The sequence below is a fragment of the Glaciecola sp. 33A genome (assembly GCF_002836745.1).
Lineage (GTDB): Bacteria > Pseudomonadota > Gammaproteobacteria > Enterobacterales > Alteromonadaceae > Glaciecola.
Map to the genome: position 1 here is coordinate 26,704 of NZ_PJAR01000025.1, position 25,703 is coordinate 52,406.

Genomic DNA, 25,703 nt, shown 5'->3' on the forward strand with positions numbered 1-25,703 from the left:
ATCAGTAGTATGCTGATTTTTATGGTTTAACATTATACCTTAGTATCCAACTTGAATGCTGACGCGTTGGTGATGTTTAGTAAAGCCAAAGTTATTGCCTAACTTATTTGTGTATTATATTTTCGGTAATAAGCCTACTTTTAGCAGCTATGTAAAAAGGCAAGTAGTCTGTGGAATCAAAAATACGAAAGGCGTTGAATATTCACCACTTTAGAGTTGTCAAACAGTTTGCAACCCTGAAGGAAGTCAAGATATGTGATATTGAAAGATACTTAGCCGCTTATGTATCAATGCCAACGGCGAGAAAGATAATCCACCAATTAGATGACTTAGAAATAATCACTTTTGACCAAAGCCAGAGCGACAAAAGAGTGAAAATAGTGCGATTCCTTCGAACCAGTTTAGACGAATTTGTATGACCCTGTAAGACGTTAAAATTGTGTAGATATTCACCCGTTATTTGCTTTATTTAAAGGACTCTTGCAGCACAATCATCCGTATCCAATCTTATCTATCTAATCCAAAAAGTGTCTAAAAACCGATCCTACGGTGCTATCAACGAAACACTTGTTTTATGTTGATGTTTATTGCTGCGATAGCGATTAGTGATGTTTGTAAGTTGAAGATAAGTAGAAGCGTATTATGACCGCGTTGCAGCATTGTATTGATGCAATCAGCGCCACATCACACACATTGTTTGCATCGCTCAGATTTAGTGTTTATTCTTAAGCCAATACATATATAGCTAGACCGATACTCGGCTTATCGCCTGCGTTTTAATAACGGGCATAGGTTGTGGATAGTGGCGGTGGAGAGTGGCGGTGGAGAGTGGCGGATGACTGAACAAATAGTGGATGTGCTGATTGCTGGCGCAGGTATATCGGGGATTGGCATGGGTGTGCACCTTAAGCGCCAATGCTCTGGGTTTACTTTTACTATGCTAGAGCAGCGCGACGATATCGGCGGAACTTGGAGTTTATTTAATTATCCTGGCGTGCGCTCTGACAGCGATATGCATACCCTCGGTTTTGATTTTGAACCATGGACACACAAAAAAGCCATAGCTGATGGTCCATCTATTCTTGCATATATCACGCGCATTGTTGAAAAGTATAAGCTGCGCGAACATATTGCGTTTGACCAAAAAATTGTTTCCGCTAGTTGGTCAAGCGATGAGGCTCTTTGGACTCTCACCATGGCGAATAAATTTGGCGAACAACATAAAAAACGCGGACGTTTTTTGTTTATGGGAACCGGATATTATGACTATGAGCAAGGTCATGAGGCCGTATTTGAGGGACGTGAGGATTTTTTAGGTCAAATCGTTCATCCTCAATTTTGGCCTCAAGATTTAGATTATGCCAACAAAAAAGTAGTGGTAATAGGCTCTGGTGCAACTGCGGTGACGCTTTTGCCCGCCATGGCAAAAACCGCCGAGCATGTCACTATGCTGCAGCGAACGCCTACTTGGTATGCGGTGCGCAGTTCGGAGGATCGGATTGCAAATGGTTTAGGTAAGATTATGCCCAGTCAATGGGCTTACAATATTATCCGTAAACGTAATGTGTGGTTGCAAAGCATATTGTATAAATATGCGCGCAGTAAGCCCAAACGGGTAATCAAATTGTTGATGAAAAACGTCCGCAAAGCATTAGGAAGTGAGCCTAATTCTACTGACTTTACACCCCCATATAATCCCTGGGAACAGCGGCTTTGTTTAGTGCCTGATGGAGACATGTTTACCGCAATGCGCGAAGGTAAGGCGAGTATTGAAACCGATCATATAGCGTATTTTACAAAAAAAGGTATCCAACTGAATTCAGGAAAACACCTAGACGCAGATGTTATTATCACCGCAACGGGCTTAAAACTGGCGATGGCAGGGAAGGTAGCCTTCACCGTCGATGGCGCCAAAATAAAATTTTCTGAGCACTTTTATTACAAAGGCTGTATGTTTTCAAATATACCAAACATGGCTATTGTATTTGGTTACTTAAATGCGTCTTGGACATTAAAAGCAGATATTGTGTCTCATTATGTGTGCCGGTTGCTTAACCATATGCAGCAGCGCAGTCTAGCTATTGCCAATCCCCAGCTGGACGATCCTGACGCGCTAGAAGAAGAAGCCATGTTTGATTTTTCTTCGGGTTATGTGAAACGGGCGAGTAACATATTACCTCGTCAAAGCAAAATAATGCCATGGCGCATAACGCAAGACTATCGCTTTGAAAAAAATGTATTACTAAAAGAGCCTGTTAATGACGGTGTTTTGACATTTACCGAAACGCATTCAAGCATTAATTCGCTAGCGCTGAAAGATCAAGAAAGACAGCCAAGTCGATAAAGTGCAGCCTATCTATGATTAAATTATGAGATTTTCTAAGCAGGTCGAGACTTTGTAAAAACCTCACCTAAGTTTGCATATTGACTCGCTCCCAGCCTCGCCAATGGATTGATTTTAAGTGCATCGATTTCGATACGATTATTGCTTTGATTAACGGCGTTATCGTCTACATACAATTCAATCGCCTCTACAAATATTATTTGTTGCGGTGCGTTACCAATTTGTTGAGTGCTGTGCACTTTGCACAAATAGGCAATAGGGCAACCTTCGATGCGCTGCAAAGGCCAATCGGCATGGTCAATCAATTTGATTTGATTGGCTTTAATTTCACTTTCACCATAGTGCAAACTGGCAGCGGTGGCAGTAACCACATCACATTGTTGTGCGTGTGCTATATGAACAACACAGTAAGCTTCTTCAATCAGGTTTGCGACAGTATCCTTGGTCGTCCCATTTGGTTTTTTGCCCATTGAAAGCATACATAAAGGCGGATCGCTGCACACAGCATTAAAATAAGAAAAGGGAGCAAGGTTAAGGGAGTCATCGCTATTGTTGGATAATACCCAAGCTATTGGACGCGGTATGATAGTTTGAGTCATTAAGTGATAAATGGCGGTGCTTGGCATGTTGTTTAATTGTATATTCAATGGTGCTTCCTCTTTTGTAACAGATTGTTGTTTTAAATCTTATTCTATTGGCCCAATGCATACTATGTGGAACCACATATTGGACCACATAGTGGCGTTTATCAATCGATAATATTGTCTTGGTCAGCTAATTTAATAAATCAACAGTCACGCAGTCCAGATGTTTATTAGATGCAGTTTACAAACGAAAAATATGGCGTTTTTTAGTGACTGAAATCCAGTAATTAAATGGCTAATAATTAGCAAAAAGAGTAAATAAAGACCTCTACATGGAATGAGTTATTAGTCAGCTTAGTAAGCCATACGCTAATGTGACCGCTGTCAATAAATAATCATTGGGACTTATGGTATTGCTGTGTTTATAAATCAGAGGCGCTGCTGGTAGATTGTTTCCAATGGAAATGATCATGCATGGAAAAGAGCCGACGATGAAGGGCACGCTTCTGTGGGCATTTAGGTCTAATTAAAAGATTGTAATCCATAAAATTAGCATGATTATCCTAATCTTTATTGTGTTATTGTTCGACATAGTCTTGCAGATAGATCATATCGATATAGAGACATCAATGTTAAAACAACAAAATGGAAACAGTTATTAGGGTTTACTATGCACGTAGATAAAGCTAAAAAGCGAATTGCAAAGCAAGTGAAGAAAGGCTTTAAAGGTTATCCTCAAATTTCGATAGAATATTTTGGTACGGACGCCAGTTGCGCAACACTAGTGGTGGTTCAATTTACTTTAGAGGAAGATAGTGAAGTTCAGGAGGAGCGCTTTGCAAGTCAATCTGATGCAAGAGAAGATGAAACTATCCAAACTGCATTGATTAAAATAATTGATCGAGCCAGTGCTATTTCTGTTATTCAAGTGCCGACGCTAACGTTAATTAAATAACGCTGTAACTCAATTTTTTATTGCTGTAAGCTTTGATCGTCTGTAGTCAGTTCTTGCGTTGCGCGCGCTAGACATTTTTTATACACAACACTTTCAGAAATGCGGTTATTAATAAATGAAATGTTTTTCTTCTTTTTGTCTGTTTTTTTCGATTATCCTTTTCTTCTCCTTCAGCAGCAGCTTGCAAGCGACCCCAACTCAGCATCACAGTTGCCAAATGACACTCTTGGTCGAACAACAGACTGTGACACAAGTAACACCACAACAGTCTGAAAAGGTGCTTATTCGTCTGCCTTTAGGCAAGAGTGTTGTGCGCTTAAACTGTTCTTTAAGTCAGCAAGCAGTATTTAGTTTTAATCGTGATGAAATCGTTAACTTTACATGGGATGTTCAAGGCGGCTCAATCAGTCAGATTAGAGCAAATAAACCTTCTTTTGTGTTGCCGATAGGAGAATTTTCAGCAGACTTTGAGATTGTCAGTCACCATGAATATTTACAACAATTTGTTTGGCAAGATTTTGCTAGCTACGTAAACCAAAGTCTTATCAATAACATTACAATGGGTGCCTTTTACGGATTATGCTTAACGTTGATTCTCTATGTATTCTTTATGGGAAGAATTTTAAGCGATAAGCGCTTTGAGCTGTACAGTCTTTATGTGTTCTGTGCAGCGATATTCTTTCTATTGCAAGAGGGTCAACTTAATCTATTTGTGCCTGAACATGCTTTTGTTTTAAGTCATCAAATGTATCTGATTTTTGCTGGTCTCACTGTATTTACTGCAACTATATTCATTGTGCGACTCACTGACCTGCATTTAGCTTGGCCTAAAGTAAGCCGTTATGGATTACATGGGAGTGCAACAGTAGTGCTGTTAGCTTCTATTGCCATGTCATTTCTTGAGCATAATGCAGTGTCGTTTTGGCTGGGTAAAATGATGTCGAATCTAACCCTTATTATTATGTTGATCCTACTTTATTTATTCATTATGCAATCTTATCGGGGGGTAAGAATGGCGTGGTTAGTATTGTTCAGCTTGTTAGTGATGGTAATAGCCATGATCTTTCGTTTGGTTTTAACCGATGTGGACCCGTTCTTAAATCGTTATGCCCTGATAATAGCCTTTGCTGTCGAAGCGTTTATGTTGGCAGTCGTAGTGTCGTCGCGAATTAAAGATCTGAAGTTAGATAAAATAAGAGCACAAATCGATGCAAGTAATGATGTTCTGTGTAATGTGTTAAATAGGCGTGGTTGGGGGGATAAAGCAAATGAATTATTGCAGTACCAAGAGCAAAATAAAGGTGTGCTTAGTTTACTTTACATTGATATTAACGATTTCAAAGTGGTCAATGATACTCACGGACATGATTGTGGCGACCAGGTATTGCAGATAATTGCTAAAATCATTCGAAATCAGATACGTACAAAGGATCTAATTGGTCGAGTTGGCGGCGACGAATTTGTTGCTTTAGGGCATTTTGACAACACACATGAAGCAAATGAATTTGGGTCAAGAATAAACCAGACGCTTCGAGAGTTATGTATTAGAATTGACGGACTAGATAATGTCAAAGTCAGTGCGAGCGTCGGACACGTTATTTTTGAATCGACACCTGACTCGGTTACTGAAATGTTAAAATCAGCAGATAAATCGATGTATAAGGCCAAACAAGCTGGCAAGCTTAATAAACATTACTAATGACGGCTACGTTCGCCATCATCATATAAATTACTCAGATAATAGCGTGCTATAAATCTAAATCCGCTAACGCTTCTTTCAATGTCGGAAATGTAAACGCAAATCCTTCGCTAAGTAATCTTTCTGGAATCACTTTTTGACCATATAGCACAAGATCTGATGACTCACCCATTAGCGTTTTTATTACAAACGCAGGCACTCTAAAAATACAAGGTCGCTCTAGTCGTTTGGCAAGGGCTAAAGAGAAAAAGTGATTTGTATTAGGGTTAGGGGAGGTAAAGTTATAAACACCTTGCGCGTCTTCATTGCTTAGCAAGTGTTGAATAGCATTGACCATATCCTGAATATGTATCCATGCCATGTACTGCTTACCGGAACTTATGGGGCCACCTAATCCTAAGCGAAATGGCATTAACATCTTGGATAATGCACCACCTTCACCCGATAACACGACACCCGTTCGCATTATACAAACTCGGGTGTTGGCTTGAAGCGCTATATTTTCCCACTTTTGGCATACTGCTCGACTGAATTCATCATGAAAATCGGTGAAGTCTTCGGTCACCACAGTGTCACCTTGACGTCCATAAACCCCAATGGCGGAACCACTGACGAATACACTCGGTGCATTACTTGACGTATTAATTAAGTCAACCAGTTGTTGGGTTATTTTCCAACGGCTATTACAAATTCGTTCTTTTTGAGCGTCAGACCAACGTTTGTCAGCAATAGGTTCGCCGGCCAAATTGATAATAGCGTCAAATTTATCTACTGAGGTTAATTCTTCACTAGTGATGCAATTTACTTGCTCGCCAAGCAAGCGCTTTGCTCTACTTGGATCTCGTGTTACCACCGTCATCGCATATTGTTTTTCTAGCGCAGTGATTAGTGTGCGACCAATTAAACCAGTGCCTCCGGTAATTAATATATGCTCTGACATGGTATTTATTCCTTAGTGCAAGATAGAGATAGTGAAACTGAATCGGAGAAACGAAGGGCATGCGGTTTATCAACTTCCGCTTCCGCAAACGTGACCCAAGGATGCTCTGCTGCAATGTTCAATATGTCGTGGGTTAATTTTTCCAGTAAATAAAAACGATTATCTTCTACAAGTCGAATAATCGCTTTGGTAATTATTTTATAATTTAAGGCATGATCCATTAAATCTGAATCGGTTGCCTTTTTAGCGTCATAATGAATTTTAACGTTAATGACCACGTCTTGTTGATTTTTAATTTCATCATCGTTAATGCCAATATAGGTACGAAGTCGTAAATTTTTTATTCTTATTGTTGCTTGATTTAAATTCATTTATTCAATTTTTCCCTTTATTCTTAATCGTCTAAAACTTTCTGTGTGATTACTTTTGAAATTTGTCATACTAACCACGTATTCCAACTGAATTGTCAACGATACCTATCTAGCTAAGAATGCTAACTCATACTAACAAGCAACTGAGCTAACTGTAGACAAATTTGTATCACTGGCATTTATTATTTTCGCAAACGAGGCTATATGGATATTAAATCACCCATCGCAAAAGCTATGATTGTCATGGCTTGTGTTATTATTGTTCTTGCAGGTGTTAAAGCTGCAAGCGTCATTATGGTGCCATTTCTCTTATCAGCTTTTATCGCTATAGCCTGCAGCCCTCTGATTAATTGGGCCAGCCGATACAGAGTCCCTCGTTGGGCATCGGTTACCTTAGTTATACTGATAATATTAGTGATTGGTTTTATGTTAGCTGGCTTAATTACACAGTCATTGAGCGAATTTCAGCAAAACATGCCTGTTTATCAAGCACAGTTGACGGATGAATTTGCATGGATAGTAAATAAACTCAACGTGTTAAACATCAATATTGATAAAGATTTGTTGTTGACTTACCTCGATCCAGGTGCGGCAATGTCAGTAGCCACTGGTTTTTTAAGCGGCATGGGCAGCGTATTATCTAATTTAGTGCTTATATTATTAACGGTCATCTTTATGCTATTTGAGGCTGAAAGTATGCCAAAACGCCTTCACGTTGCATTATCAGACCCTGAAATGAAAATGACACACATAGACCGATTTCTAAAATCGGTTAATAGCTACCTAGGTATTAAAATGTTAGTCAGTTTGGGTACCGGTATTTTCATTGGTAGTTGGTTGTATTTCCTTGGGATTGATCACTTTTTACTGTGGTCAGTGCTCGCCTTTATGTTTAATTTTATTCCCAACATTGGTTCAATCATCGCCGCTGTGCCTGCCGTATTAATGGCGTTTGTCGAATTCGGTTTTTACAAAGCAGGCTTGACAGGATTAGGCTTTGTGGTGGTAAATATGGTTATGGGCAACGTCATTGAACCGCGTTTTATGGGACGTGGTCTTGGTCTTTCTACCTTAGTGGTGTTTTTATCCTTGATATTCTGGGGTTGGTTATTGGGAAGCGTTGGCATGTTACTTTCAGTTCCATTAACGATGGTAGTAAAAATCGCTCTTGAATCGAGAGAGGAGACCAAGTGGTTAGCAATATTGCTATCCAGTGACGAAACACAAACTGATGCAACAAAAACGGTGGCTACAAACGCGACTGATGAAGAATTAAAAGAGGTAAAAAACGTTGATAAACAGGCATAGTATTGGCCTCGTGTCGCTTAACAGCGCCCAAATAGATTGATGTAGTCTTATTTGAAATTAATGAACTCAAGGAATGAATTGATGCCATCGGCTCGTAACAAGATTGCACAACAAATTATTTCATATAAGCTTATTGCCATTATTCGTCTGCATAATTCTTGTTCGGTGCAGGCGACGCTTAATTGTCTTGTGCAAGGCGGTGTTAGGGCATTGGAGATAACCTCTAACACGCCTGATTTTTGTCTGCATATCGAATTAGCAAGGCAACAGTTTCCAACTGTTTTAGTCGGGGCTGGTACTATTTTGAATAGTGAGTTAGCCAAGCAAGCTATTGCCGCAGGTGCTCAGTTTTTAGTAACACCCAACGTTAACGCCGACGTGGTTCAAATAGCTCATGCTAATAATATCCCGGTATTAATGGGTGCCACCACGCCAACCGAAATTGCAAATGCGATTGCCTATGGTGCCGACATCGTTAAGTTGTTTCCGGCAAACGCATTGTCTATCGACTATTATCAAGCGCTAAAAGGTCCTTTTGCAGACACACCAATGTTCGCTGTCGGCGGTATAAGTCCAAACAATACCAGCGCTTGGTTGAGTTCTGGAATACAAGGTGTTGGCGTTGGCAGCGAATTGGCGAAAGAAATAATCAGTCAGCATGCGATGACAGAGCATATTCGCTTTATAAAACAGTTTATTGAAAGCATTTATTAAAAGCATTTATTAAAAGCATTTATTTACAATTTTGTAAGTTATTTGACGCTATTGCTAAAGCGTTGATGGGGCAACTGCATACAAAATCGGCTGCCTTTATTTTGTTCACTTTGTATATGTAATTCGCCACCATAACTTTCTAGCATATCAACGACTAAGGCTAAGCCTAGGCCTTGACCTTCGGAGTAGGTATCTAAACGTCGACCACGTTCTGTAATAGCAGAAATTACTAATTCAGACATGCCTTTTCCGTTGTCTTCCACACAAACTAAGGTGGACGTTGCTTGTCTCTTATAGGTGACGTTGACTGTCGATTTAGCTGCTTTGCACGCGTTGTCCAGCAAGTTTCCGAGTATTTCCATGTAGTCGGTTGGGTCAATTGAAAGAGATGCTGATTCGGGCATTTCTAATGTCAGTGACAATGCTTTTTGTTGGTGTATTTTTGTCATGGCATCAAGTAATGATTTTGTTAAGGGAGCAACGTCGATGCTCGGTAAAAACCCCACGACGTTAATAGTTGCTCGTTTTAGCTGGCGTTTAACAATATTATCGATATGTAGAACAGGCTCTTTAATGTCATCACTTAAGTCAGCTTGGCCGAGAATAATACTCAATGGTGTTTTTATACTATGCGCTAAATCGTCTAAACTTTTCTTATAGCGCTCTCTTTGCTGCTTCTCGCTATCAAGGAGCTTGTTAATACTTTTTTGTAACGGTTGCAACTCGAGGGGATAATTGTCATTAATTTGATCAATCTTACCTTCTTCAATTTCGCCAATACGAGCAATAATATTCTGCATTGGCATAAATACGCTGCGCAAGGATAAGGCAATCAAACCAAGTAAAATCAAGCTTAAAACGACTATCCAACCCCATAGACGGTTAATAAACGTGCTGAGTTCGCGTTGATAAGTATTTTTATTGTTGATAACTAAAAAGCTAACTTCCTCAAAATTACCGTCAATCAGAAACTCGGCCTTTTTGGATAAGGCAAAATGTGTATTTTCCTCATTGAAGTCTGACAAAAAGATGGTCTCTCCGGGCAAGTGCTTCTCAGTTTGCCTAAATAGCAGGTTGAACATATTGGCGTTGATATCGTTATCAATAGACGATTGTGATTGCCAAACTTGTTGTTTCCTCCACTTTATTGTTGCCACTAAGTCCGACCCAGGTAGGTTTAAGTCTTCTACAAAGAGCCGCGAGGGCATGACGACTTCGCCGTCTTCAAATTCAAATTCGGAAATCATAGCGAAGGCTGTGGTCGATAGTTCTTCTTTTTTAGCCAGTGTTAAACTGCGTTCATATGAATTTTGCATTGAAAATATAATCGCTGGGAAAAAGATCGCAACAAACAAGATACAAGTTAAAAATATGCGTCGTGTAATTGACCAGGTTTTCATTTTAACAAGGACTTACTGCAAATTGACATTGAGCCGATAACCTCTACCGCGCAACGTTTCAATTGGTTTGATAATGTTGTCTTTATCAATTTTACGTCGCAGTCTGCCAACAAATACTTCAATAACGTTGCTATCCAAATCAAAGTCTTGGTCGTAAATATGTTCGACCATTTCAGTTTTTGAAACGACTTTATTTGGGTTCATCATCAAATATTCAATTACCTTATATTCGTATGCGGTTAATTCCACCGCTTGTTCATTAACATAAAGTTGGTTAGCACTCGTGTCTAATGATAAGGGACCTTTTTGCACTATTGGGCTGGCCTGACCCGCACTGCGTCGAATTAAGGCTTTCACTCTTGCTAGTAGCTCTTCGTGCACAAATGGCTTAGTTAGATAATCATCAGCGCCGCATTCCAAGCCTTTTACCTTTTCTTGCCAACGGTCTCGCGCGGTCAGAATAATAATGGGGCAGGAGATGTCCATGGCGCGAGCTCGTTGAACAACTTCAAAGCCGTCAATACTGGGTAGACCAACATCGATTATAGCTAAATCGTAGTCATATTCTTGTAGCTGATATAGCGCTTTTTCACCATCGTCAGCTAAGTCGACACTAAATCCTTGTGACTGCATATATTGGTCTAGTTGAAGCAGCAACCGGCTATCATCTTCGACTATCAAAATTCGCATGGGTGACTCCGTTTATATAACTTAAAATGATATGGCCAACATTTATGTACTCAATACACAGACTATTTGCTAACTTTCCCTGTTATGGCATCAACGGTGACATAAACTACGCGCCCAGAGGTCTGATGAATTTTAACTCGATAGACATTTCCACGCATTTCTACTTTTAAGACTTTGCCTGCGACCGCCCTTTGGGCTTTTTGCGCGGCTTGTGACTTGCTAATTCTTTGCTGTTCTTGCTTGTCTTTAGCCATAGCAACAGGAGCCATTACTAACTGACTGGCAAAAACAAGCGTGGCGGCTATAAAAAAAGAGCGTAGCGTGATCAAAGTGAAGTACCTACTTATTTATTAATAACTCGATTTAGCGATAATATACCGCCTATTATGCGGTGTCTCACTGAACTTAAGCTGAATAGCTACATATTCGTCACACCCTTATTGGTTAAGATTATCACGAGTTTATGGCAAACATAAGCAGTAGGTGATAGTAACGAGATATAACTACATATCGATTTTTTTTCTAAGCTGCTTTTGTTGGCCACTTTTGGTTTTGCTATCCATACGTTTTCGTTGTGATGAGCGGCTCGGCCTTGTTGGCTTTCGAACCGGTTTTTCATAGGTGCTTTGTTTGATGACCACGGCAAGTCGTTTAATCGCATCTCGTTTATTTTGTTCTTGTGTGCGATGATTTTGTGCGCGAAGAACCATTACACCATCGGATGTGATGCGGGTGTCATTACTCTCAAGTAGCTTGGTTTTTATTTTTTCAGGAAGTGAGGATTGATTAATATCGAAACGTAAATAAATGGCTGTAGCAACTTTATTGACGTGCTGCCCTCCCGCACCTTGAGAGCGAGTAGCGGTTAAACTAAACTCACTCTCGTCAATACTAATTTGGTGGGTAATAAATACAGCCATATTATTTCTTTTATCTCGGGTTGCTTAGTGACTTTACATCTACACTAATTCACCGTGTTGCAAACGCGCAGAGTGGGTTAGGGTAGCACTCTTTTGTAGGGTTTAACGGTGACTGATTTAAACACACCAGCGCCAACATAAGGGTCAGCGTCAGCCCAAGCCTTTGCGTCTCCTAATGACTCAAACTGTGCGATGATCAATGAACCGGTGAAACCCGCTTCTGCAGGGTCCTCACTATCAATTGCTGGGGTCGGACCAGCGACTAAAATTCTGCCTTCATCAACCAGCGCACTGATCCTTTCCAAGTGTGCTGGTCGGGCTTTTATTCGAAGCGCTAAGCTATTATCAACATCTTCAGCATATATAATATACCACATAACTTTTCCTTTTTTTACAGGCTACATAACTGCTTAGAGTAAAGTGGCCGCTTTCATTTTAGCCACAAAACTACCTAGATCTGCGAGCATTTTGTTTGGGTCTGTTAAGTTGGCTTCAATAATATTAACGGTAGCTGAGCCAGAAATAGCACCCGCCGCACCAGATTGGATCGCATTGGCTACTTGCTCAGGCGTGCTTATACCAAAACCAAGTAAAGGAGGCGCAACCTTGAATTGTGTTAGCTTTGCGATCAGCTCAGCGGCTGGAATTTCGACCGCTGTTTCAGTGCCTGTTACGCCTGATCTACCTAATAAATAGGTGTAGCCGTCTGACTTTTCGCCAATGGCCTTCAGGGTTTCGTTGCTTGCATTTGGTGGTGCAATTAGTATTTGATGTATGTTGTTCTGTTTAGCAATAGCAATAAAGCGGTCAGCTTCTCTTAATGGTACATCTGCGATAAGGATTGAATCGACACCGGCGGCTGCGGCTTTTGCATAGAAGTTGTCGATACCATTAGCTAACACCAAATTACTGTACAACAATAAACCAATCGGCACCGTTGGGTGGTTATGACGGATTTCGCTTAGTATATCAAAGCAGACTTGCGTCCTTACGCCACTGCGCAAAGCACGGATACCGGCTTTCTGGATCGTAGGACCATCCGCAATCGGATCAGAAAAGGGAATACCTAGCTCCAAGGCATCAGCACCGCTTTCAACTAATTGATTGATAATAGCAAGGGATGTCTCTTTGTTAGGATCACCAACCATTACAAATGGAACAAAGGCGCCCTGATTTTTTGCTTTTAGGTTGGCAAACATATCAGCATAGCGTGTGGTACTCATAGTTTGTCTCCTAAAATATTAACTACATGCTCTAAATCTTTGTCACCACGACCTGATAAATTCAATACGATAATGGTTTCCTCAGTTGCTTCATCCGCCATATTCAAGGCATGAGCAAGGGCATGAGCTGGTTCTAATGCAGGGATAATACCTTCTTTTTTGGCTAACAGTTGAAACGCATTTAATGCTTCTTCATCAGTAATTGCATAATACTCTGCTCGTCCTGTTTCAGCTAAAAACGCATGCTGTGGACCGACAGCAGGATAATCTAAACCAGCAGACACCGAATAAGATTCCTCAATTTGCCCGTCTTTGTCTTGCATAATATACGTATATGCGCCGTGTAAAACACCCTTGGTGCCGGTTACGATCGTCGCGCCATGCTCTTTTGTATGGAGCCCTTTGCCAGCTGGTTCAACACCGATTAGGCGAACTGATGGTTCATCAATAAAATCGGCAAACATGCCAATAGCGTTAGAACCACCGCCAACACAGGCCACAACAGCATCCGGTAAGCGACCTTCTTTTTCCATAATTTGCGCACGAGTCTCTTCGCCAATCATACGATGATATTCACGTACAATTGTTGGAAATGGATGCGGACCTGCTGCAGTGCCGAGTAAATAATGCGCTTTGTCGTAGTTTGCAGACCAGTCACGCATCGCTTCATTGACCGCGTCTTTTAACGTGCCTGAACCTGAATTCACTGGAATTACTTCGGCGCCCATTAAACGCATTCTAAAGACGTTAGGTGACTGTCGTTCTATGTCTTTTGCACCCATATAAATGCGTGCTTTTAAACCAAGCAAAGCGCATGCTAATGCAGTTGCAACACCGTGTTGACCGGCGCCTGTTTCGGCAATAACTTCAGTCTTTCCCATACGTTTTGTGAGCAAGGCCTGACCCAATACTTGGTTGGTTTTGTGTGCGCCGCCATGTAATAGATCTTCACGTTTTAAATAAAGTTTGACCAGTGGGTTGGATACTATATTGCGGGTCAGCGTCATCGCAGTCGGACGACCGGCATAATCTTTTAATAAACCCATGAATTCTTTTTGAAAGCTTGGGTCTTCTTTCGCATCTAAAAAAGCCTGTTCTAATTGGTCAAGGGCAGGGACAAGTAGTTCTGGCACATACATACCACCAAAATCACCAAATTTACTGTCTAACTTATTCATCTTAAGGCTCGCTTCTGTTAATTTTAACCACACAGTTTAATTAATACTCTCGTAGTGAGGCGAATAAACTGCTTAGTTTGGATTCCGATTTTTCAGCAGGTGACTCTTCAACACCTGAATTTACGTCTAATATAGCAACTTGGGTTTTTCTCGCTGCCTGGATATTGCTTGGGGCCAATCCGCCAGCTAATATCAGCTTGTGTTTTTGAGGCACATCCTCTAACAATCGCCAATTAAACGTTGCTCCAGTGCCACCGACTTGATCGCCAATTTTACAGTCAAGCAATACTTTGTCTGCGACCTCGAGTTTTGGGGCCAGCGTATGAGCAATAAAAACAGTCAAATCTGCTTGGGTTTGAAGTACTGACTCAACAGCCCAGATCTCGCATGACTCAGGCAGTAAAGTACGCAATGTCTGCATATACTCAATGGATTCATTGCCGTGTAGCTGAACCGCTGCTAACGTTAACTTACGTGCATAATCTGCGACCACTTCTATTGGATTATCTAAAAAAACACCCACTCTCTTTTTACTCGTGGCTAAGCTCGCTATTTCCATCGCGCGTTCAAGTGACACATAGCGAGGTGATTTTGTCGCAAATATTAGGCCCATATAACTGGCCGGTGTCGCCATCACTTTGCGCGCATTTTCGACTGAATTTATACCACATATTTTAATTTCACCAAATATGAGTTTTTCAACCGCATTAATCAAATTAGCTTCAGCCATCAATGCGCTTCCGACCAGGAAACCGTCAACAAGAGGACTTAAGCGTTGTATTTCTGAGTGTTTATAAATACCTGATTCAGACAAAATTACGCCATCAAAGCCATCTTTATTAATCAATGGCACCAAACGCTCTGTTGTTGCTAAGTCGGTACTCAAGTCACGTAAATTACGATTATTAATACCAATAATGTTGGCATTAAGTGCTAACGCTCTTTGTACTTCTTCTTCGTTACTCACTTCTGTTAACACATGCATACCCAATTTATGAGTGAGGACGCTGAGCGTTGTAAACTCTTCGTCACTTAAAATGGACAGCATTAATAGCACAGCATCAGCATTATAATAACGGGCTAAATAAATCTGATATTCATCAACAAAAAAGTCTTTGTTGATGACCGGTTGAGATACTCTAGACGTTATATAATTAAGATATTCAAATTTACCCTGAAAGTATTTTTCGTCAGTTAATACAGATAAACAAGACGCATGCGGGGCATAAGCCTCTATAATTTCGTCTAAGTCGAAGTTCTCTCTAATTAGGCCTTTAGAAGGAGATGCTTTTTTGCATTCCAGAATAAAACTTGCGTTAGGCGCAGCTAAGGCAGCAAAAAAATCTTTCTTACAGGGTGTTAATGAGTCGATAAACTTGCTTAAAGGGAAATTAATTTTACGCTGAGCGATTTCCAATTTTTTGTCATCAACAATTTGTTCTAATACGTTTTTAGCCACAATATTCTCTTACGTCTTCCAGTTGATAGGATTAAACTTTGTTACTGTTTGTCGTGTTAATGTTGGTGTTGCGTACTTGGCTCAATTGAGCCGTCTTCTCGATAGTCTGCATCGGCTTACCAGCATCTATTGATGCCATTGCCATATCACATGCCTGTGCAAAACTATCAGCTAGATTATTTAGCTTGATCAACGCTGCCGCATTCATCGCAATAGCTGCCGTGTGAGCTGGTGTGCCACAGCCATTAAAAACGTCAGCAATGAGTGCTCTATTTTGCTCCGGCTCGCCACCTTCTATGGCTTCCAACGGATAATGGGTTAAACCAAAATCTGCAGGTGACACCTGGCTTCTAGTAATAACACCATGATTTACTTCCACAATTTGGCTGTCTCCATGCAATGCGAGTTCATCAAGACCGCTACCATGCACAACATAGGCTGTATTATGCCCTAGCGTTACTAATGTTCGTGCATAAGTATCGAGGAGGTCAGGGGTATAAACACCTAGTAAGCTATGTGTTGGTTTAGATGGATTTGCCAATGGCCCTAAAATATTGAACAGTGTTCTTGTTTTGAGGGCTAAACGAACCGGCATCGCAAACTTCACACCAGAGTGATACGAAGGAGCGGCTAAAAAGCACAAATTCGCTTCATCAAGACATTTGCGGGCTGTGTCCGGGCTCATATCCAAGGCTAAGCCAAATGCGGCAAATAAGTCCGACGACCCCGACTTACTTGAGACGCTTCTGTTGCCATGTTTAGCCACTTTAACGCCGCAACTAGCCGCCACAACAGCAGCTGCACTGGACACGTTAATTGTATTATGGCCATCACCACCGGTACCAACAATATCACTAAAATTATAATCGGGGCGCGGGAATGATTTCGCATTACTGATCATCGCCGCCGCTGCTCCGGCTATTTCATCGGTAGTTTCAGTTTTTATTTTTAGCGCCACTAATAACGCAGATAATTCAATTTCACTCACATTGCCGCGCATGACGCGGTTAAAAACAGCCTCGGCTTCAGCAAAACCCAATGACTGCTTAGTATAAAGTTTTTCTAGCGCATTGAGCATTTCATTCGGCCCAAAGGCAAGCTCGTTAGATTCTGTATTCATTGGGTTTTACTCTTGTATTTATCTGTTTGCCCGCACGTGTTAGTGCAACTAAAAAACGGGCGATTATTCCATTATCTTAAGCTCTGGTGTCTGATTTGCTAAAAACGCAATACTTTGCATAAGTAAGACGCTGCCATCGCAAGTGAGTATAGATTCAGGGTGAAACTGGAATCCCAACATTCTATCATTCGGCTGTAAAACTGCCATAACCAATCCATCTATGTTAGCAATAACCTGCAAACTTTCAGGTATTTGGGTGGCGACCAAAGAGTGGTACCGAGCAATAGATAAAGGATTACTTAAGCCAGCAAAAATGGATTGGGTTTCCTTGGTTTCGGTATAGCTCATTTGCGAGGCTTTACCATGCATCACCTCTGTTGCCCTCGCGACTACCCCACCATATGCCTCCACGATTGCTTGATGACCTAAACAAATCCCAAGCACCGGATATTTTCCGCGCACTTGTTGCAGTACCTCAGGCATGCACCCGGCATCAGCAGGCGCACCGGGGCCTGGTGACAACATTAATAATGTCGGTCCGACTTTTTTATATACAGCTAATTTATCCAATACGGTTTGAGCGCCCACCGTATTGCGGTAAATGGTCATTTCGATGCCTAAGCTTCTAATTTCATCAACCAAGTTATAGGTAAACGAATCGATATTATCTATCAGTACTAAGTTAATTTGTTCGCTCATGCCGACTCTCCTTGTTGCTCATCATCAAAGGTCAACATGTTCTGGTCGCTTTTCTTTTTATCTGATTTAGGAGCGTGGGCCGCAATAATAGCCGAAATCACCGCTTGCGCTTTTGCGCGTGTTTCATCGGCTTCAGCTTGCGGTACTGAATCGTTAACTACGCCGGCCCCTGCCTGTATATAAGCTGTTTTTAACCTCACGAAAGCGGAGCGGATCACAATGCAGGTGTCCATATCACCATTGCCATTAATATAGCCAACAGCACCACCGTAACTGCCGCGTTTCTGTTTTTCAGTATCTCTAATTAACGACGCCGCACTGACTTTGGGCGCACCTACTAAAGTTCCCATATTCATGCAAGCTTGGTAGGCATGCAGTGCGTCTAAATCGTCGCGTAGTTTACCAACAACACGCGAGACAAGGTGCATGACATGTGAATAACGGTCGACCTTTAAAAGTTCCTTTACGTGTCGGGTGCCAGCTTTACTGACTTTAGCAACGTCATTTCTGGCCAAATCAACCAGCATAATGTGCTCTGATTTTTCTTTCTCATCTTGGCGTAAATTGAGCTCCAATCGACTGTCTAAATCATAGTCAATTGAGCCGTTGGTTCTTTTGCCTCTGGGTCTGGTGCCAGCTATTGGATATACTTCAACCACGTTGCTGTGTTTGTCATATTTTAATGCTGACTCCGGTGATGCGCCGAACATCGTAAAATCTTGATCATTTAAATAAAACATGTAAGGAGACGGATTCTGTATTTTCAACTGCTGATATGCGGCTAAGGGTGATGGGCATGGTAAACTAAATGTACGCGAGGGAACAACTTGAAAAATGTCACCGTCGAGTATGTGTTCCTTTAATGCAACAACGTCAGCACAGAATTCAGCGTCAGATTTATCTACTTTTAACTCCATGTTTTTAATTGTCTCTGCAACTGATATCTGGGTAGGAAGAGACCCTAATTCTTGTTTTATTTGTTCTAAGCGTTGATGAATACTAAAATAATGCTGAGCAACGTGCGGGCCACTAAATACCGAACCGATTATCTGCGTGTGTGCATTTTGATGATCAATCAATAACAAGGTTTCAGCCAGATAAAAAACATATTCAGGACAATTGTTGTTACCGAATATCGCCTCCGGTAATTTTTCAAAAGTACCTAGCAAGTCGTATGAAAATACACCACCTAAAAAAAGTGCGTTGGGATGGTCACGCAAGGTTTGAATATTCTCAGTTAAGGTGCGCAATACATCAAATACGCTGGCTTGCTTAAGCCGAGAATCCTCATCTAAATTTTGATCAACCGGCGGGAATTCAAAACGAATGTTATTCTCTGACACTTGCTGGCTCGAATGATAGGCTGCTAATTTTTCTATTAAAATTGGAAAAACAGAACGTCCATTCGCTGTAAGTGCGGTAATCGTGACACTTTGGTCGTTACATTCAATGCGAATAGCAGCGTCAATTAACAACAGACTTGTTAAGTTTGCTTTGCTTTCAATTTCGGCAGATTCCAGCAATAAGCTGTTTTCTTTTCCAAGCGCTTGGTATGCCAACAGCGGATTGCTAACATAGGGGCCATCAACAATAATACTTTCAACCTGACCGGATTGTTGTCCTAACTCTGCTAAACTCATTTTCATTCTCGTTCTATGGCTACTGGAAGCCGCTGGATTGGCTTCAAATTATTATCTCATTCTTACTCGTTTGATTTTTATTATTTATTCTTGGGTAAAAACTAATCAAAAAAAAAGCCCGTTAAACGGGCTTAAGTATGGCGAAACGAACACGTTCACACAGCCCTTAGTTGAGGTTGTGCCACCACCAAATATTTTTCTGCGTAATGCAGCTCGCGTTTGCAAAGCCAATATCATTTGCTTGAATTTGAGTTGTTGTCAACGTGTTCTCTTAATATGTAAATGTTAATTTTTAAATTTATATTGTCGCTCAGCGTATTTTTGCATAAGACGTATGTATACGTTTTGCTTTCATGTATGATGCATAGAAGAAAACAAATCGGTCTTTATGTCAAGCATAGTGACTATTTTAGTTGTTATATTTAAGAAGAAGGTGCTTTGAAAATAGATTTACACTGTCATTCAACTTGCTCAGATGGCGCGTTGACGCCTGTTGAATTGGTCCAACGTGCACAGCAAATGCAAGTTGACGTTCTGGCTATAACCGATCATGACACGGTGGCAGGTATCTCTGCCGCGCGCGATTACGCTAAAAATAGTAATATTAAATTAAATATCATTGCGGGTATTGAACTCTCTACTTCATGGCACGGATTTGACATCCATGTCGTTGGATTGCGAGTTGATAAAGATGATTGTGTTTTTTTGAAACGCTTGGAAGGGCAACTTGCCGAACGTGATAAACGAGCTGAACGGATTTGTGAAAAATTAGCCAAATGTGGTCATGAAGGCATCTATAATGTTGCCTTAGAAATTGCAGATGGTGCACAAATTTCACGAAACCATATTGCCAGGGCGATGGTACAAAGATCAATTTGCACGCATCCACAGCAAGCCTTTACTAAGTATTTAGGTAAGAATAAAAAGGCACATGTAACGCCAAACTGGATCCGTATTGAAGAAGCCATTCAATGGATACATGACGCCGGTGGACAAGCAGTATTAGCGCATCCTGGGCATTATGATATGACCACAAAATGGTTACGCAAGTTAGTTGCTGAATTTGCTCAATCAGGTGGAGATGCGATGGAAATAACGCATCCCAATATGGCTGCTGACAAGAAAAAATTATTACAAGAAATTATGTTCGACAATGCCTTGCTTGCTTCGGCAGGATCTGACTTTCATTTTCCAAGTCGTTTTACTGAATTAGGCCGTCGTTTAGACATTCCTTTATCTTGCAAACCGGTGTGGCACAGCTGGAATTTAGCGACAACTTAAGAGCGAATTCAATGAGTCAGTTTTTTTACGTTCATCCAGACAATCCTCAAGTAAGGCTAATCAAACAGGCTTGCGAAATCATTCGTGCGGGCGAAGTGATTGTTTATCCAACCGACTCGGGTTATGCCATTGGCTGTCAGATGGAAAACAAAAAGGCCCTAGAGCAAATTTGTCGTATTCGAGATATTGGTAAGGACCATAATTTTACGCTTATGTGTAGAGACATGTCTGAATTGTCAGTCTATGCAAGAGTGGATAACGCGGCATTTAGGCAAATAAAAAACAACACCCCAGGGCCTTACACATTTATTTTAAAAGCGACAAAAGAAGTACCTAAACGCCTGCAAAACCCAAAACGCAGAACCATTGGTATTCGTGTACCAAACAATCCTATCGCCCTCGCTTTGTTGGAGGAACACGGCGAGCCGATAATGTCTACGACATTAATATTGCGAAATGCATCGATGGCTGAAACCGACCCAGAGGAAATCAGAGACAAGCTTGAAAAACTCGTTGGTTTGATTATTCATGGCGGCTACTTGGGTGAAGAGCCAACCACCGTTATTGATATGTCTGACGGAGCAACGCAGGTTATTCGGTTTGGAAATGGCGATCCTTCGCCTTTTCAATGAGTCAGAACCGCACGCCTACCGAGAATAAGCCAGCCTTAGATGTTGCTCAAATAAAGGAGCAGCAACCGCTGGCATTGGCCTTTGTTAATGGTCAAGCTTTTATTGAAAAGCCGGAAGACCTGTATATTCCACCCGATGCACTTGAAGTTATTTTAGATAGGTTTGAAGGGCCACTTGATCTGTTGTTGTATCTTATCCGTCGTCAAAAGTTCGATATTGTTGAGTTACCGGTATTGCAGATCACGCAGCAGTATATGAAATACGTAGATGTGATGACCGATGCAAAACTCGAATTGGCAGGCGAATATCTGTTAATGGCCGCCATGTTAGCGGAAATAAAGTCTCGTTTATTGCTACCTAAACGTGGCGACGCTGCGGAAGATGAAGAGGATCCCCGCGCAGAATTAATTCGTCGTTTGAAAGAATATGAAAAAATCAAAAAAGCGGCAGAACAACTCGACGTAATTCCAAGAATGGAGCGTGATAATTTTACAGCGACAGCACAAACAAGCGACAATGTGCAAGCTATTAAACACCTTCCTCAAGTGAGGCTACAAGAAATTGCCCTTGCTTTTCATGGCGTTATGCGGCGCGTTCAAGCATTCGAACATCATCAAATTAAAAAAGAAGCGTTATCAACGCGTGAACGCATGTCTTATATTTTACAACGTCTCAACCATCAGACCTATACTGAACTTTCCAGTCTTATTACATTGTCCGAGGGCAAAGCCGGCGTTGTGGTCACTTTTATTGCGATTTTAGAATTGGTAAAGAGCGGGTTAATTTTGTGTTCACAAGAGGATGTATTTACAAATATTCACGTTAAGTTGGGTGAAATTGAATATGCAGAAGTGTAAAATGGGCTTAACGCTGGCGATGGGATTGCATGATAACGGTTAAAAGTACTAGGTACCGACAATTACCTCAGTGGTTTGCTTTAAAATAAGGTAAAATACGGTATTGAGCGTGCTGCATTTACGTAAATTGCGCAAAGTCTTTGAATTGAATTATTTTTTGTAGGCATGATGATACGCATTGTGACGGTGGATAACGCAAATGCAAAAACTGAATGAAGCTCAACTAAAACAGCTAATAGAAGCTGGCGTTTTTGTGGCGGATGGTGCGCTGAGTATTGATGTAATGAGGGTTACGTTTTTAGCTGATTTCTCGGTCTCAACGGCACAAATTAAGAAAGCCCTAGCAGAACTTGAATTAGACTACTCGCCTCGTGGTATTCATTTAGTCAAGGTGGCAAGTGGTTATCGCTTTCAGTCAGACGAAGGACTGGGCATTCTACTCAGTAAGTTATGGCAAGAAAACGCGCCCAAATACAGCCGTGCTATGATGGAAACACTAGCACTGGTTGCCTACCGTCAGCCTATTACACGCGGTGAAATTGAAGAGATAAGAGGTGTCTCAGTGAGTAGTCACATTGTGAAGTCACTGGTAGAAAGAAATTGGGTAAAAGTAATTGGACATAAAGAAGTACCCGGCAGACCGGCACTTCTAGCAACAACAAAAACATTTTTGGATTATTTTTCATTATCAACGCTAGCCGAACTACCCTCAGCTGACAACTTTGTTGATAGTTTAGAGCAGGCAATGACTGCATCTAACATCGAAGATAATACACTAGATAACGAAAAGCGACATTAAGACGTGATGACTTTTACTGCTTTTTAGAAGCACTAAATTTAGAAGCACTAAAATTGGGATATAGAAGTCTGCACGGCCTATACGTTTTATTGAATTTCAATATGGAGTTCAACATTAAATTAAGTGAAGAAAAAACATGACGGATAGTCAAGATACAGTAAAGTTACAAAAGGCGCTGGCGAACAATGGCGTGGGTTCTAGAAGAGAAATGGAACGTTGGATCCAAGACGGGCGGGTTTCAGTTAACGGTAAAATGGCAACCTTGGGCGACCGTGTTGCGCCAGCTGACCAAATTCGTGTCGATGGACACCTGATTGCGCGTAGTGTTGAAAAATCCACTTGTCGCATATTGATGTACAATAAACCTGAAGGTGAACTTTGCTCGCGTAATGACCCAGAAGGGAGAGCCACTGTATTTGAACGGTTACCAAAAATAATAGCTGATCGTTGGATCGCTGTGGGCAGACTAGATATCAACACCAGCGGACTATTGTTGTTTACAAATGATGGCGAGCTAGCCAACCGTTTGATGCACCCCCGCCATGAAATTGAGCGTGAATATGCGGTTAGAATTTTCGGTGAAGTGACACCGCAGATGCTGAGACTCTTGCAAAAAGGCGTCGAACTTGATGACGGTATCGCAAAGTTCACTCACATTCATGTGCGACCAACCGACGATGAGAGCCAAAATCAGTGGTTTAATGTGACCTTATCAGAGGGTCGCAACCGTGAAGTCAGACGTTTGTGGGAATCGCAAGGCGTTCAAGTTAGTCGTTTAATGCGCGTGCGCTACGGTAACTTAGAACTGCAAAAGCGCTTACCTCAGGGCGCTTGGATTGAATTAGATCTAGTCAGAGTCAATCAACTAAGAAAGATGGTGCAGTTGCCAAACGAAACTGAATCTGGATTGACTATGCAAGACGATAAACTGGATCACACTCGGTTGAGCAGAATGCGTCGTTCGGTTAAGAAGCACAAACTAAATAAAGCAGGGCAGGGAAGACGAAATGCCGCTCAAGCAAGAACCAAGAAGTAAGCTGAAGATAATGATTTTAATACCATGCGAATAGCGCTAGGCGTAGAATATGATGGCTCAAAATATTATGGTTGGCAACGTCAAAATGATTTTATTAGTGTGCAAGAAAAGCTTGAAATAGCCTTAGAGAAAATCGCCTTAGAGAAAATTGTTGTGACCTGCGCTGGACGCACTGATGCGGGCGTTCATGCAACCTATCAGGTCGTGCATTTTGACACTGACGTACATAGGCCAAATAAAGCATGGACTCGTGGCGTTTGCACTCACCTACCAAAGAATGTCAGTGTAAAATGGGCAAAAGTGACAACAACAGCATTTCATGCTCGATTCTCAGCTACTTCTAGACGTTATCGCTACATCATCTATAATAATCCATTGCGTACAGCTATATTACACGCTGGCATTACGCATGTTTATTATCCCTTGGATGTTGATAGAATGCATCGAGCAGCGCAGTGCTTAGTCGGAAGTAACGACTTCTCATCATTTCGCGGGGCTAATTGCCAATCGAATTCACCGGTGCGTCGTATGGAAGAAATATCAGTGACTCGAAAAGGCGATTACATCATCGTGGAAGTGGCTGCTAATGCTTTCTTACATCATATGGTGCGTAATATTGTGGGTTCGTTGATAAGAGTAGGAACTAAGGAGGAAACGGTCGATTGGATGAAAGATACTCTTGACGCTAAAGACCGAAAAGTAGCAGGGACGACAGCACGGCCGAATGGTCTATACTTAGTCGATGTCATTTATCCGCAAGAGTTTGATATGCCAATAAGCCAATTGGGACCTATCTTTTTATAGAAAGTAGGACGGTTTTAGTACTTCTTAGACCAGTTTTACTTTCGTCATTCAACAATAGTATGATTTAATAAGCGAACAAGCGTTGTTGAACCTCGTAAAAAAAGAAAAATGGGTGTGTCGTGCACAAATAGAGTACAACATAACGCTGACAATCATCAAATTGCGATTGAAAAAGAATTAAAATAGGAATGTTTCATGAGTTGGATAGAGAAAATACTTCCACGTACGCAGTCATCAATTAAAAGCAACGTCCCAGAAGGGATTTGGACAAAATGTGGTTCTTGTAATTCGGTATTGTATAAAACTGAATTGGAAAAACAATTAGAAGTATGCCCAAAGTGTGATCATCATATGCGGATCACGGCGCGAGCTCGGATAAACGCCTTTTTAGATACAAACGATCGCGAAGAAATTGCAGCTGACCTTGAACCACAAGATATATTGAAGTTCAGAGACAGTAAAAAGTACAAAGATCGTATTACTGCTGCACAAAAAGCGACCAATGAGAAAGACGCGTTAGTGGTAATGAAAGGCGAATTAAATGGTATGCCGATTGTTGTAGCTAGTTTTGAATTTGCCTTTATGGGCGGCTCAATGGCTTCTGTCGTGGGCGCAAAGTTCGTTGCAGCGGTTAACTCATGTTTGGAAAACAATACACCATTGGTGTGTTTTTCTACAAGCGGCGGTGCGCGGATGCAAGAAGCCCTTCTGTCGCTAATGCAAATGGCGAAAACAAGCGCTGCACTAGCTAAAATGAGCAAAAAGGGATTACCCTATATTTCGGTATTAACCGACCCTACAATGGGTGGCGTTTCTGCAAGTTTGGCTATGCTTGGTGATGTTAATGTAGCGGAACCAAAAGCACTTATTGGTTTTGCTGGTCCTCGGGTTATAGAACAAACCGTGAGAGAAACATTGCCAGAAGGTTTTCAACGCAGCGAATTTTTGATTGAGAAAGGCGCAATTGACATGATTGTTGACCGTCGACTAATGCGGGATAAGCTGTTTTCTGTGTTGTCGAAACTACATCATCATCACCTTGCCAACTAA

Annotated in this window: 27 protein-coding genes; 13 read left to right on the forward strand and 14 right to left on the reverse strand. The window is 41.3% G+C overall.

The window, feature by feature from the left end; genetic code table 11:
- Positions 1-170: 170 nt before the first annotated feature.
- Positions 171-419 carry a hypothetical protein gene (locus tag CXF81_RS02965; protein WP_101179893.1) on the forward strand — a complete coding sequence of 83 codons (249 nt, stop codon included), beginning with the start codon at positions 171-173 and terminating at the stop codon, positions 417-419.
- A 416-nt stretch (positions 420-835) separates the two neighbouring features.
- The gene (locus tag CXF81_RS02970; RefSeq protein ID WP_101179894.1) at positions 836-2,344 is read left to right on the forward strand and encodes an NAD(P)/FAD-dependent oxidoreductase; all 1,509 of its coding nucleotides are present in this window, start codon (positions 836-838) and stop codon (positions 2,342-2,344) included.
- Positions 2,345-2,379: 35 nt separating this feature from the next.
- On the opposite strand, the gene CXF81_RS02975 is transcribed toward CXF81_RS02970, so the two are convergent.
- Complete coding sequence (locus tag CXF81_RS02975) at positions 2,380-2,991, reverse strand: flavin reductase family protein (protein ID WP_101179895.1); 612 nt, start codon at positions 2,989-2,991, stop codon at positions 2,380-2,382.
- A gap of 607 nt (positions 2,992-3,598) precedes the next feature.
- Here CXF81_RS02975 and CXF81_RS02980 point away from each other — a divergent pair.
- Positions 3,599-3,883 carry a hypothetical protein gene (locus CXF81_RS02980; RefSeq protein WP_101179896.1) on the forward strand — a complete coding sequence of 95 codons (285 nt, stop codon included), beginning with the start codon at positions 3,599-3,601 and terminating at the stop codon, positions 3,881-3,883.
- 217 nt (positions 3,884-4,100) lie between these two features.
- On the forward strand, positions 4,101-5,582 hold the full coding sequence (locus CXF81_RS02985; protein ID WP_101179897.1) for a diguanylate cyclase: 1,482 nt from the start codon (positions 4,101-4,103) through the stop codon (positions 5,580-5,582).
- 49 nt (positions 5,583-5,631) lie between these two features.
- Here the strand turns inward: CXF81_RS02985 and CXF81_RS02990 are convergent, their stop codons facing one another.
- Both CXF81_RS02990 and folX read right to left on the reverse strand, forming a co-directional pair.
- Entirely contained in the window at positions 5,632-6,522 is an 891-nt protein-coding gene (locus CXF81_RS02990) for a TIGR01777 family oxidoreductase (RefSeq protein ID WP_101179898.1), read from the reverse strand.
- A gap of 5 nt (positions 6,523-6,527) precedes the next feature.
- Entirely contained in the window at positions 6,528-6,893 is a 366-nt protein-coding gene (gene folX / locus CXF81_RS02995) for a dihydroneopterin triphosphate 2'-epimerase (protein ID WP_101179899.1), read from the reverse strand.
- Positions 6,894-7,097: 204 nt separating this feature from the next.
- On the opposite strand from folX, the gene CXF81_RS03000 reads away from it, so the two are divergent.
- Together CXF81_RS03000 and CXF81_RS03005 are read left to right on the forward strand one after the other, a co-directional pair.
- The gene (locus CXF81_RS03000) at positions 7,098-8,201 is read left to right on the forward strand and encodes an AI-2E family transporter (RefSeq protein ID WP_101179900.1); all 1,104 of its coding nucleotides are present in this window, start codon (positions 7,098-7,100) and stop codon (positions 8,199-8,201) included.
- A gap of 81 nt (positions 8,202-8,282) precedes the next feature.
- Positions 8,283-8,915 carry a bifunctional 4-hydroxy-2-oxoglutarate aldolase/2-dehydro-3-deoxy-phosphogluconate aldolase gene (locus CXF81_RS03005; protein WP_101179901.1) on the forward strand — a complete coding sequence of 211 codons (633 nt, stop codon included), beginning with the start codon at positions 8,283-8,285 and terminating at the stop codon, positions 8,913-8,915.
- Between the two features lie 38 nt (positions 8,916-8,953).
- Here CXF81_RS03005 and CXF81_RS03010 read toward each other — a convergent pair whose 3' ends face one another.
- The 11 genes from CXF81_RS03010 to CXF81_RS03060 all read right to left on the reverse strand — a co-directional run bounded on the left by CXF81_RS03010 (position 8,954) and on the right by CXF81_RS03060 (position 19,244).
- Positions 8,954-10,231, reverse strand: a complete 1,278-nt coding sequence (locus tag CXF81_RS03010; protein ID WP_232771759.1) for an ATP-binding protein — start codon at positions 10,229-10,231, stop codon at positions 8,954-8,956.
- A 96-nt stretch (positions 10,232-10,327) separates the two neighbouring features.
- Positions 10,328-11,005, reverse strand: a complete 678-nt coding sequence (locus CXF81_RS03015) for a response regulator transcription factor (protein WP_006011026.1) — start codon at positions 11,003-11,005, stop codon at positions 10,328-10,330.
- A 62-nt stretch (positions 11,006-11,067) separates the two neighbouring features.
- Complete coding sequence (locus tag CXF81_RS03020; protein ID WP_101179903.1) at positions 11,068-11,334, reverse strand: PepSY domain-containing protein; 267 nt, start codon at positions 11,332-11,334, stop codon at positions 11,068-11,070.
- 174 nt (positions 11,335-11,508) lie between these two features.
- A complete protein-coding gene (gene arfB / locus CXF81_RS03025; protein WP_101179904.1) occupies positions 11,509-11,925 on the reverse strand; it encodes an alternative ribosome rescue aminoacyl-tRNA hydrolase ArfB in 417 nt (138 codons plus the stop codon).
- Between the two features lie 77 nt (positions 11,926-12,002).
- On the reverse strand, positions 12,003-12,302 hold the full coding sequence (locus CXF81_RS03030) for a YciI family protein (protein WP_101179905.1): 300 nt from the start codon (positions 12,300-12,302) through the stop codon (positions 12,003-12,005).
- A gap of 33 nt (positions 12,303-12,335) precedes the next feature.
- Positions 12,336-13,148 (reverse strand): tryptophan synthase subunit alpha, encoded by an 813-nt coding sequence (trpA, locus tag CXF81_RS03035; RefSeq protein WP_101179906.1) that lies wholly within the window; start codon positions 13,146-13,148, stop codon positions 12,336-12,338.
- Positions 13,145-14,326 (reverse strand): tryptophan synthase subunit beta, encoded by a 1,182-nt coding sequence (gene trpB, locus CXF81_RS03040; protein ID WP_101179907.1) that lies wholly within the window; start codon positions 14,324-14,326, stop codon positions 13,145-13,147. Before trpB ends, trpA begins: the two co-directional genes overlap by 4 nt.
- Positions 14,327-14,366: 40 nt before the next feature.
- Positions 14,367-15,785 (reverse strand): bifunctional indole-3-glycerol-phosphate synthase TrpC/phosphoribosylanthranilate isomerase TrpF, encoded by a 1,419-nt coding sequence (trpCF, locus tag CXF81_RS03045; protein ID WP_101179908.1) that lies wholly within the window; start codon positions 15,783-15,785, stop codon positions 14,367-14,369.
- A 31-nt stretch (positions 15,786-15,816) separates the two neighbouring features.
- Positions 15,817-16,905 carry an anthranilate phosphoribosyltransferase gene (gene trpD / locus CXF81_RS03050; protein WP_369828624.1) on the reverse strand — a complete coding sequence of 363 codons (1,089 nt, stop codon included), beginning with the start codon at positions 16,903-16,905 and terminating at the stop codon, positions 15,817-15,819.
- A 63-nt stretch (positions 16,906-16,968) separates the two neighbouring features.
- Positions 16,969-17,604, reverse strand: coding sequence for an aminodeoxychorismate/anthranilate synthase component II (locus CXF81_RS03055; RefSeq protein WP_101179909.1), 636 nt, complete (start codon positions 17,602-17,604; stop codon positions 16,969-16,971).
- Positions 17,601-19,244: an anthranilate synthase component 1 gene (locus CXF81_RS03060; RefSeq protein ID WP_101179971.1), complete on the reverse strand. Its 1,644-nt coding sequence runs from the start codon at positions 19,242-19,244 to the stop codon at positions 17,601-17,603. Before CXF81_RS03060 ends, CXF81_RS03055 begins: the two co-directional genes overlap by 4 nt.
- A gap of 438 nt (positions 19,245-19,682) precedes the next feature.
- Between CXF81_RS03060 and CXF81_RS03065 the strand changes: the two genes are divergently transcribed.
- From CXF81_RS03065 to accD, 7 genes are all read left to right on the forward strand, one after another.
- Positions 19,683-20,525 carry a PHP domain-containing protein gene (locus tag CXF81_RS03065; protein WP_101179910.1) on the forward strand — a complete coding sequence of 281 codons (843 nt, stop codon included), beginning with the start codon at positions 19,683-19,685 and terminating at the stop codon, positions 20,523-20,525.
- A gap of 11 nt (positions 20,526-20,536) precedes the next feature.
- On the forward strand, positions 20,537-21,157 hold the full coding sequence (locus CXF81_RS03070) for an L-threonylcarbamoyladenylate synthase (RefSeq protein ID WP_101179911.1): 621 nt from the start codon (positions 20,537-20,539) through the stop codon (positions 21,155-21,157).
- Positions 21,154-22,014, forward strand: coding sequence for a ScpA family protein (locus CXF81_RS03075; RefSeq protein ID WP_101179912.1), 861 nt, complete (start codon positions 21,154-21,156; stop codon positions 22,012-22,014). The genes CXF81_RS03070 and CXF81_RS03075 overlap by 4 nt, the downstream gene beginning before the upstream one ends.
- Before the next feature lie 199 nt (positions 22,015-22,213).
- A complete protein-coding gene (gene scpB / locus CXF81_RS03080; protein WP_101179913.1) occupies positions 22,214-22,813 on the forward strand; it encodes an SMC-Scp complex subunit ScpB in 600 nt (199 codons plus the stop codon).
- Positions 22,814-22,949: 136 nt separating this feature from the next.
- Complete coding sequence (rluB, locus tag CXF81_RS03085; RefSeq protein ID WP_101179914.1) at positions 22,950-23,849, forward strand: 23S rRNA pseudouridine(2605) synthase RluB; 900 nt, start codon at positions 22,950-22,952, stop codon at positions 23,847-23,849.
- A 24-nt stretch (positions 23,850-23,873) separates the two neighbouring features.
- On the forward strand, positions 23,874-24,653 hold the full coding sequence (truA, locus tag CXF81_RS03090; protein ID WP_101179915.1) for a tRNA pseudouridine(38-40) synthase TruA: 780 nt from the start codon (positions 23,874-23,876) through the stop codon (positions 24,651-24,653).
- Between the two features lie 195 nt (positions 24,654-24,848).
- The gene (accD, locus tag CXF81_RS03095; protein WP_101179916.1) at positions 24,849-25,703 is read left to right on the forward strand and encodes an acetyl-CoA carboxylase, carboxyltransferase subunit beta; all 855 of its coding nucleotides are present in this window, start codon (positions 24,849-24,851) and stop codon (positions 25,701-25,703) included.

What these genes read in the sequence shown, in the direction of transcription:
- CXF81_RS02970 (WP_101179894.1), top strand. Translation starts at nt 836, where the DNA reads ATGACTGAACAAATAGTGGATGTGCTGATTGCTGGCGCAGGTATATCG.
- CXF81_RS02980 (WP_101179896.1), top strand. Translation starts at nt 3,599, where the DNA reads ATGCACGTAGATAAAGCTAAAAAGCGAATTGCAAAGCAAGTGAAGAAA.
- CXF81_RS02985 (WP_101179897.1), top strand. Translation starts at nt 4,101, where the DNA reads ATGACACTCTTGGTCGAACAACAGACTGTGACACAAGTAACACCACAA.
- CXF81_RS02990 (WP_101179898.1), bottom strand. Translation starts at nt 6,522, where the DNA reads ATGTCAGAGCATATATTAATTACCGGAGGCACTGGTTTAATTGGTCGC.
- folX (WP_101179899.1), bottom strand. Translation starts at nt 6,893, where the DNA reads ATGAATTTAAATCAAGCAACAATAAGAATAAAAAATTTACGACTTCGT.
- CXF81_RS03000 (WP_101179900.1), top strand. Translation starts at nt 7,098, where the DNA reads ATGGATATTAAATCACCCATCGCAAAAGCTATGATTGTCATGGCTTGT.
- CXF81_RS03005 (WP_101179901.1), top strand. Translation starts at nt 8,283, where the DNA reads ATGCCATCGGCTCGTAACAAGATTGCACAACAAATTATTTCATATAAG.
- CXF81_RS03010 (WP_232771759.1), bottom strand. Translation starts at nt 10,231, where the DNA reads ATGCAAAATTCATATGAACGCAGTTTAACACTGGCTAAAAAAGAAGAA.
- CXF81_RS03015 (WP_006011026.1), bottom strand. Translation starts at nt 11,005, where the DNA reads ATGCGAATTTTGATAGTCGAAGATGATAGCCGGTTGCTGCTTCAACTA.
- arfB (WP_101179904.1), bottom strand. Translation starts at nt 11,925, where the DNA reads ATGGCTGTATTTATTACCCACCAAATTAGTATTGACGAGAGTGAGTTT.
- CXF81_RS03030 (WP_101179905.1), bottom strand. Translation starts at nt 12,302, where the DNA reads ATGTGGTATATTATATATGCTGAAGATGTTGATAATAGCTTAGCGCTT.
- trpA (WP_101179906.1), bottom strand. Translation starts at nt 13,148, where the DNA reads ATGAGTACCACACGCTATGCTGATATGTTTGCCAACCTAAAAGCAAAA.
- trpB (WP_101179907.1), bottom strand. Translation starts at nt 14,326, where the DNA reads ATGAATAAGTTAGACAGTAAATTTGGTGATTTTGGTGGTATGTATGTG.
- trpD (WP_369828624.1), bottom strand. Translation starts at nt 16,905, where the DNA reads ATGAATACAGAATCTAACGAGCTTGCCTTTGGGCCGAATGAAATGCTC.
- CXF81_RS03055 (WP_101179909.1), bottom strand. Translation starts at nt 17,604, where the DNA reads ATGAGCGAACAAATTAACTTAGTACTGATAGATAATATCGATTCGTTT.
- CXF81_RS03060 (WP_101179971.1), bottom strand. Translation starts at nt 19,244, where the DNA reads ATGAGTTTAGCAGAGTTAGGACAACAATCCGGTCAGGTTGAAAGTATT.
- CXF81_RS03070 (WP_101179911.1), top strand. Translation starts at nt 20,537, where the DNA reads ATGAGTCAGTTTTTTTACGTTCATCCAGACAATCCTCAAGTAAGGCTA.
- CXF81_RS03075 (WP_101179912.1), top strand. Translation starts at nt 21,154, where the DNA reads ATGAGTCAGAACCGCACGCCTACCGAGAATAAGCCAGCCTTAGATGTT.
- scpB (WP_101179913.1), top strand. Translation starts at nt 22,214, where the DNA reads ATGCAAAAACTGAATGAAGCTCAACTAAAACAGCTAATAGAAGCTGGC.
- rluB (WP_101179914.1), top strand. Translation starts at nt 22,950, where the DNA reads ATGACGGATAGTCAAGATACAGTAAAGTTACAAAAGGCGCTGGCGAAC.
- truA (WP_101179915.1), top strand. Translation starts at nt 23,874, where the DNA reads ATGCGAATAGCGCTAGGCGTAGAATATGATGGCTCAAAATATTATGGT.
- accD (WP_101179916.1), top strand. Translation starts at nt 24,849, where the DNA reads ATGAGTTGGATAGAGAAAATACTTCCACGTACGCAGTCATCAATTAAA.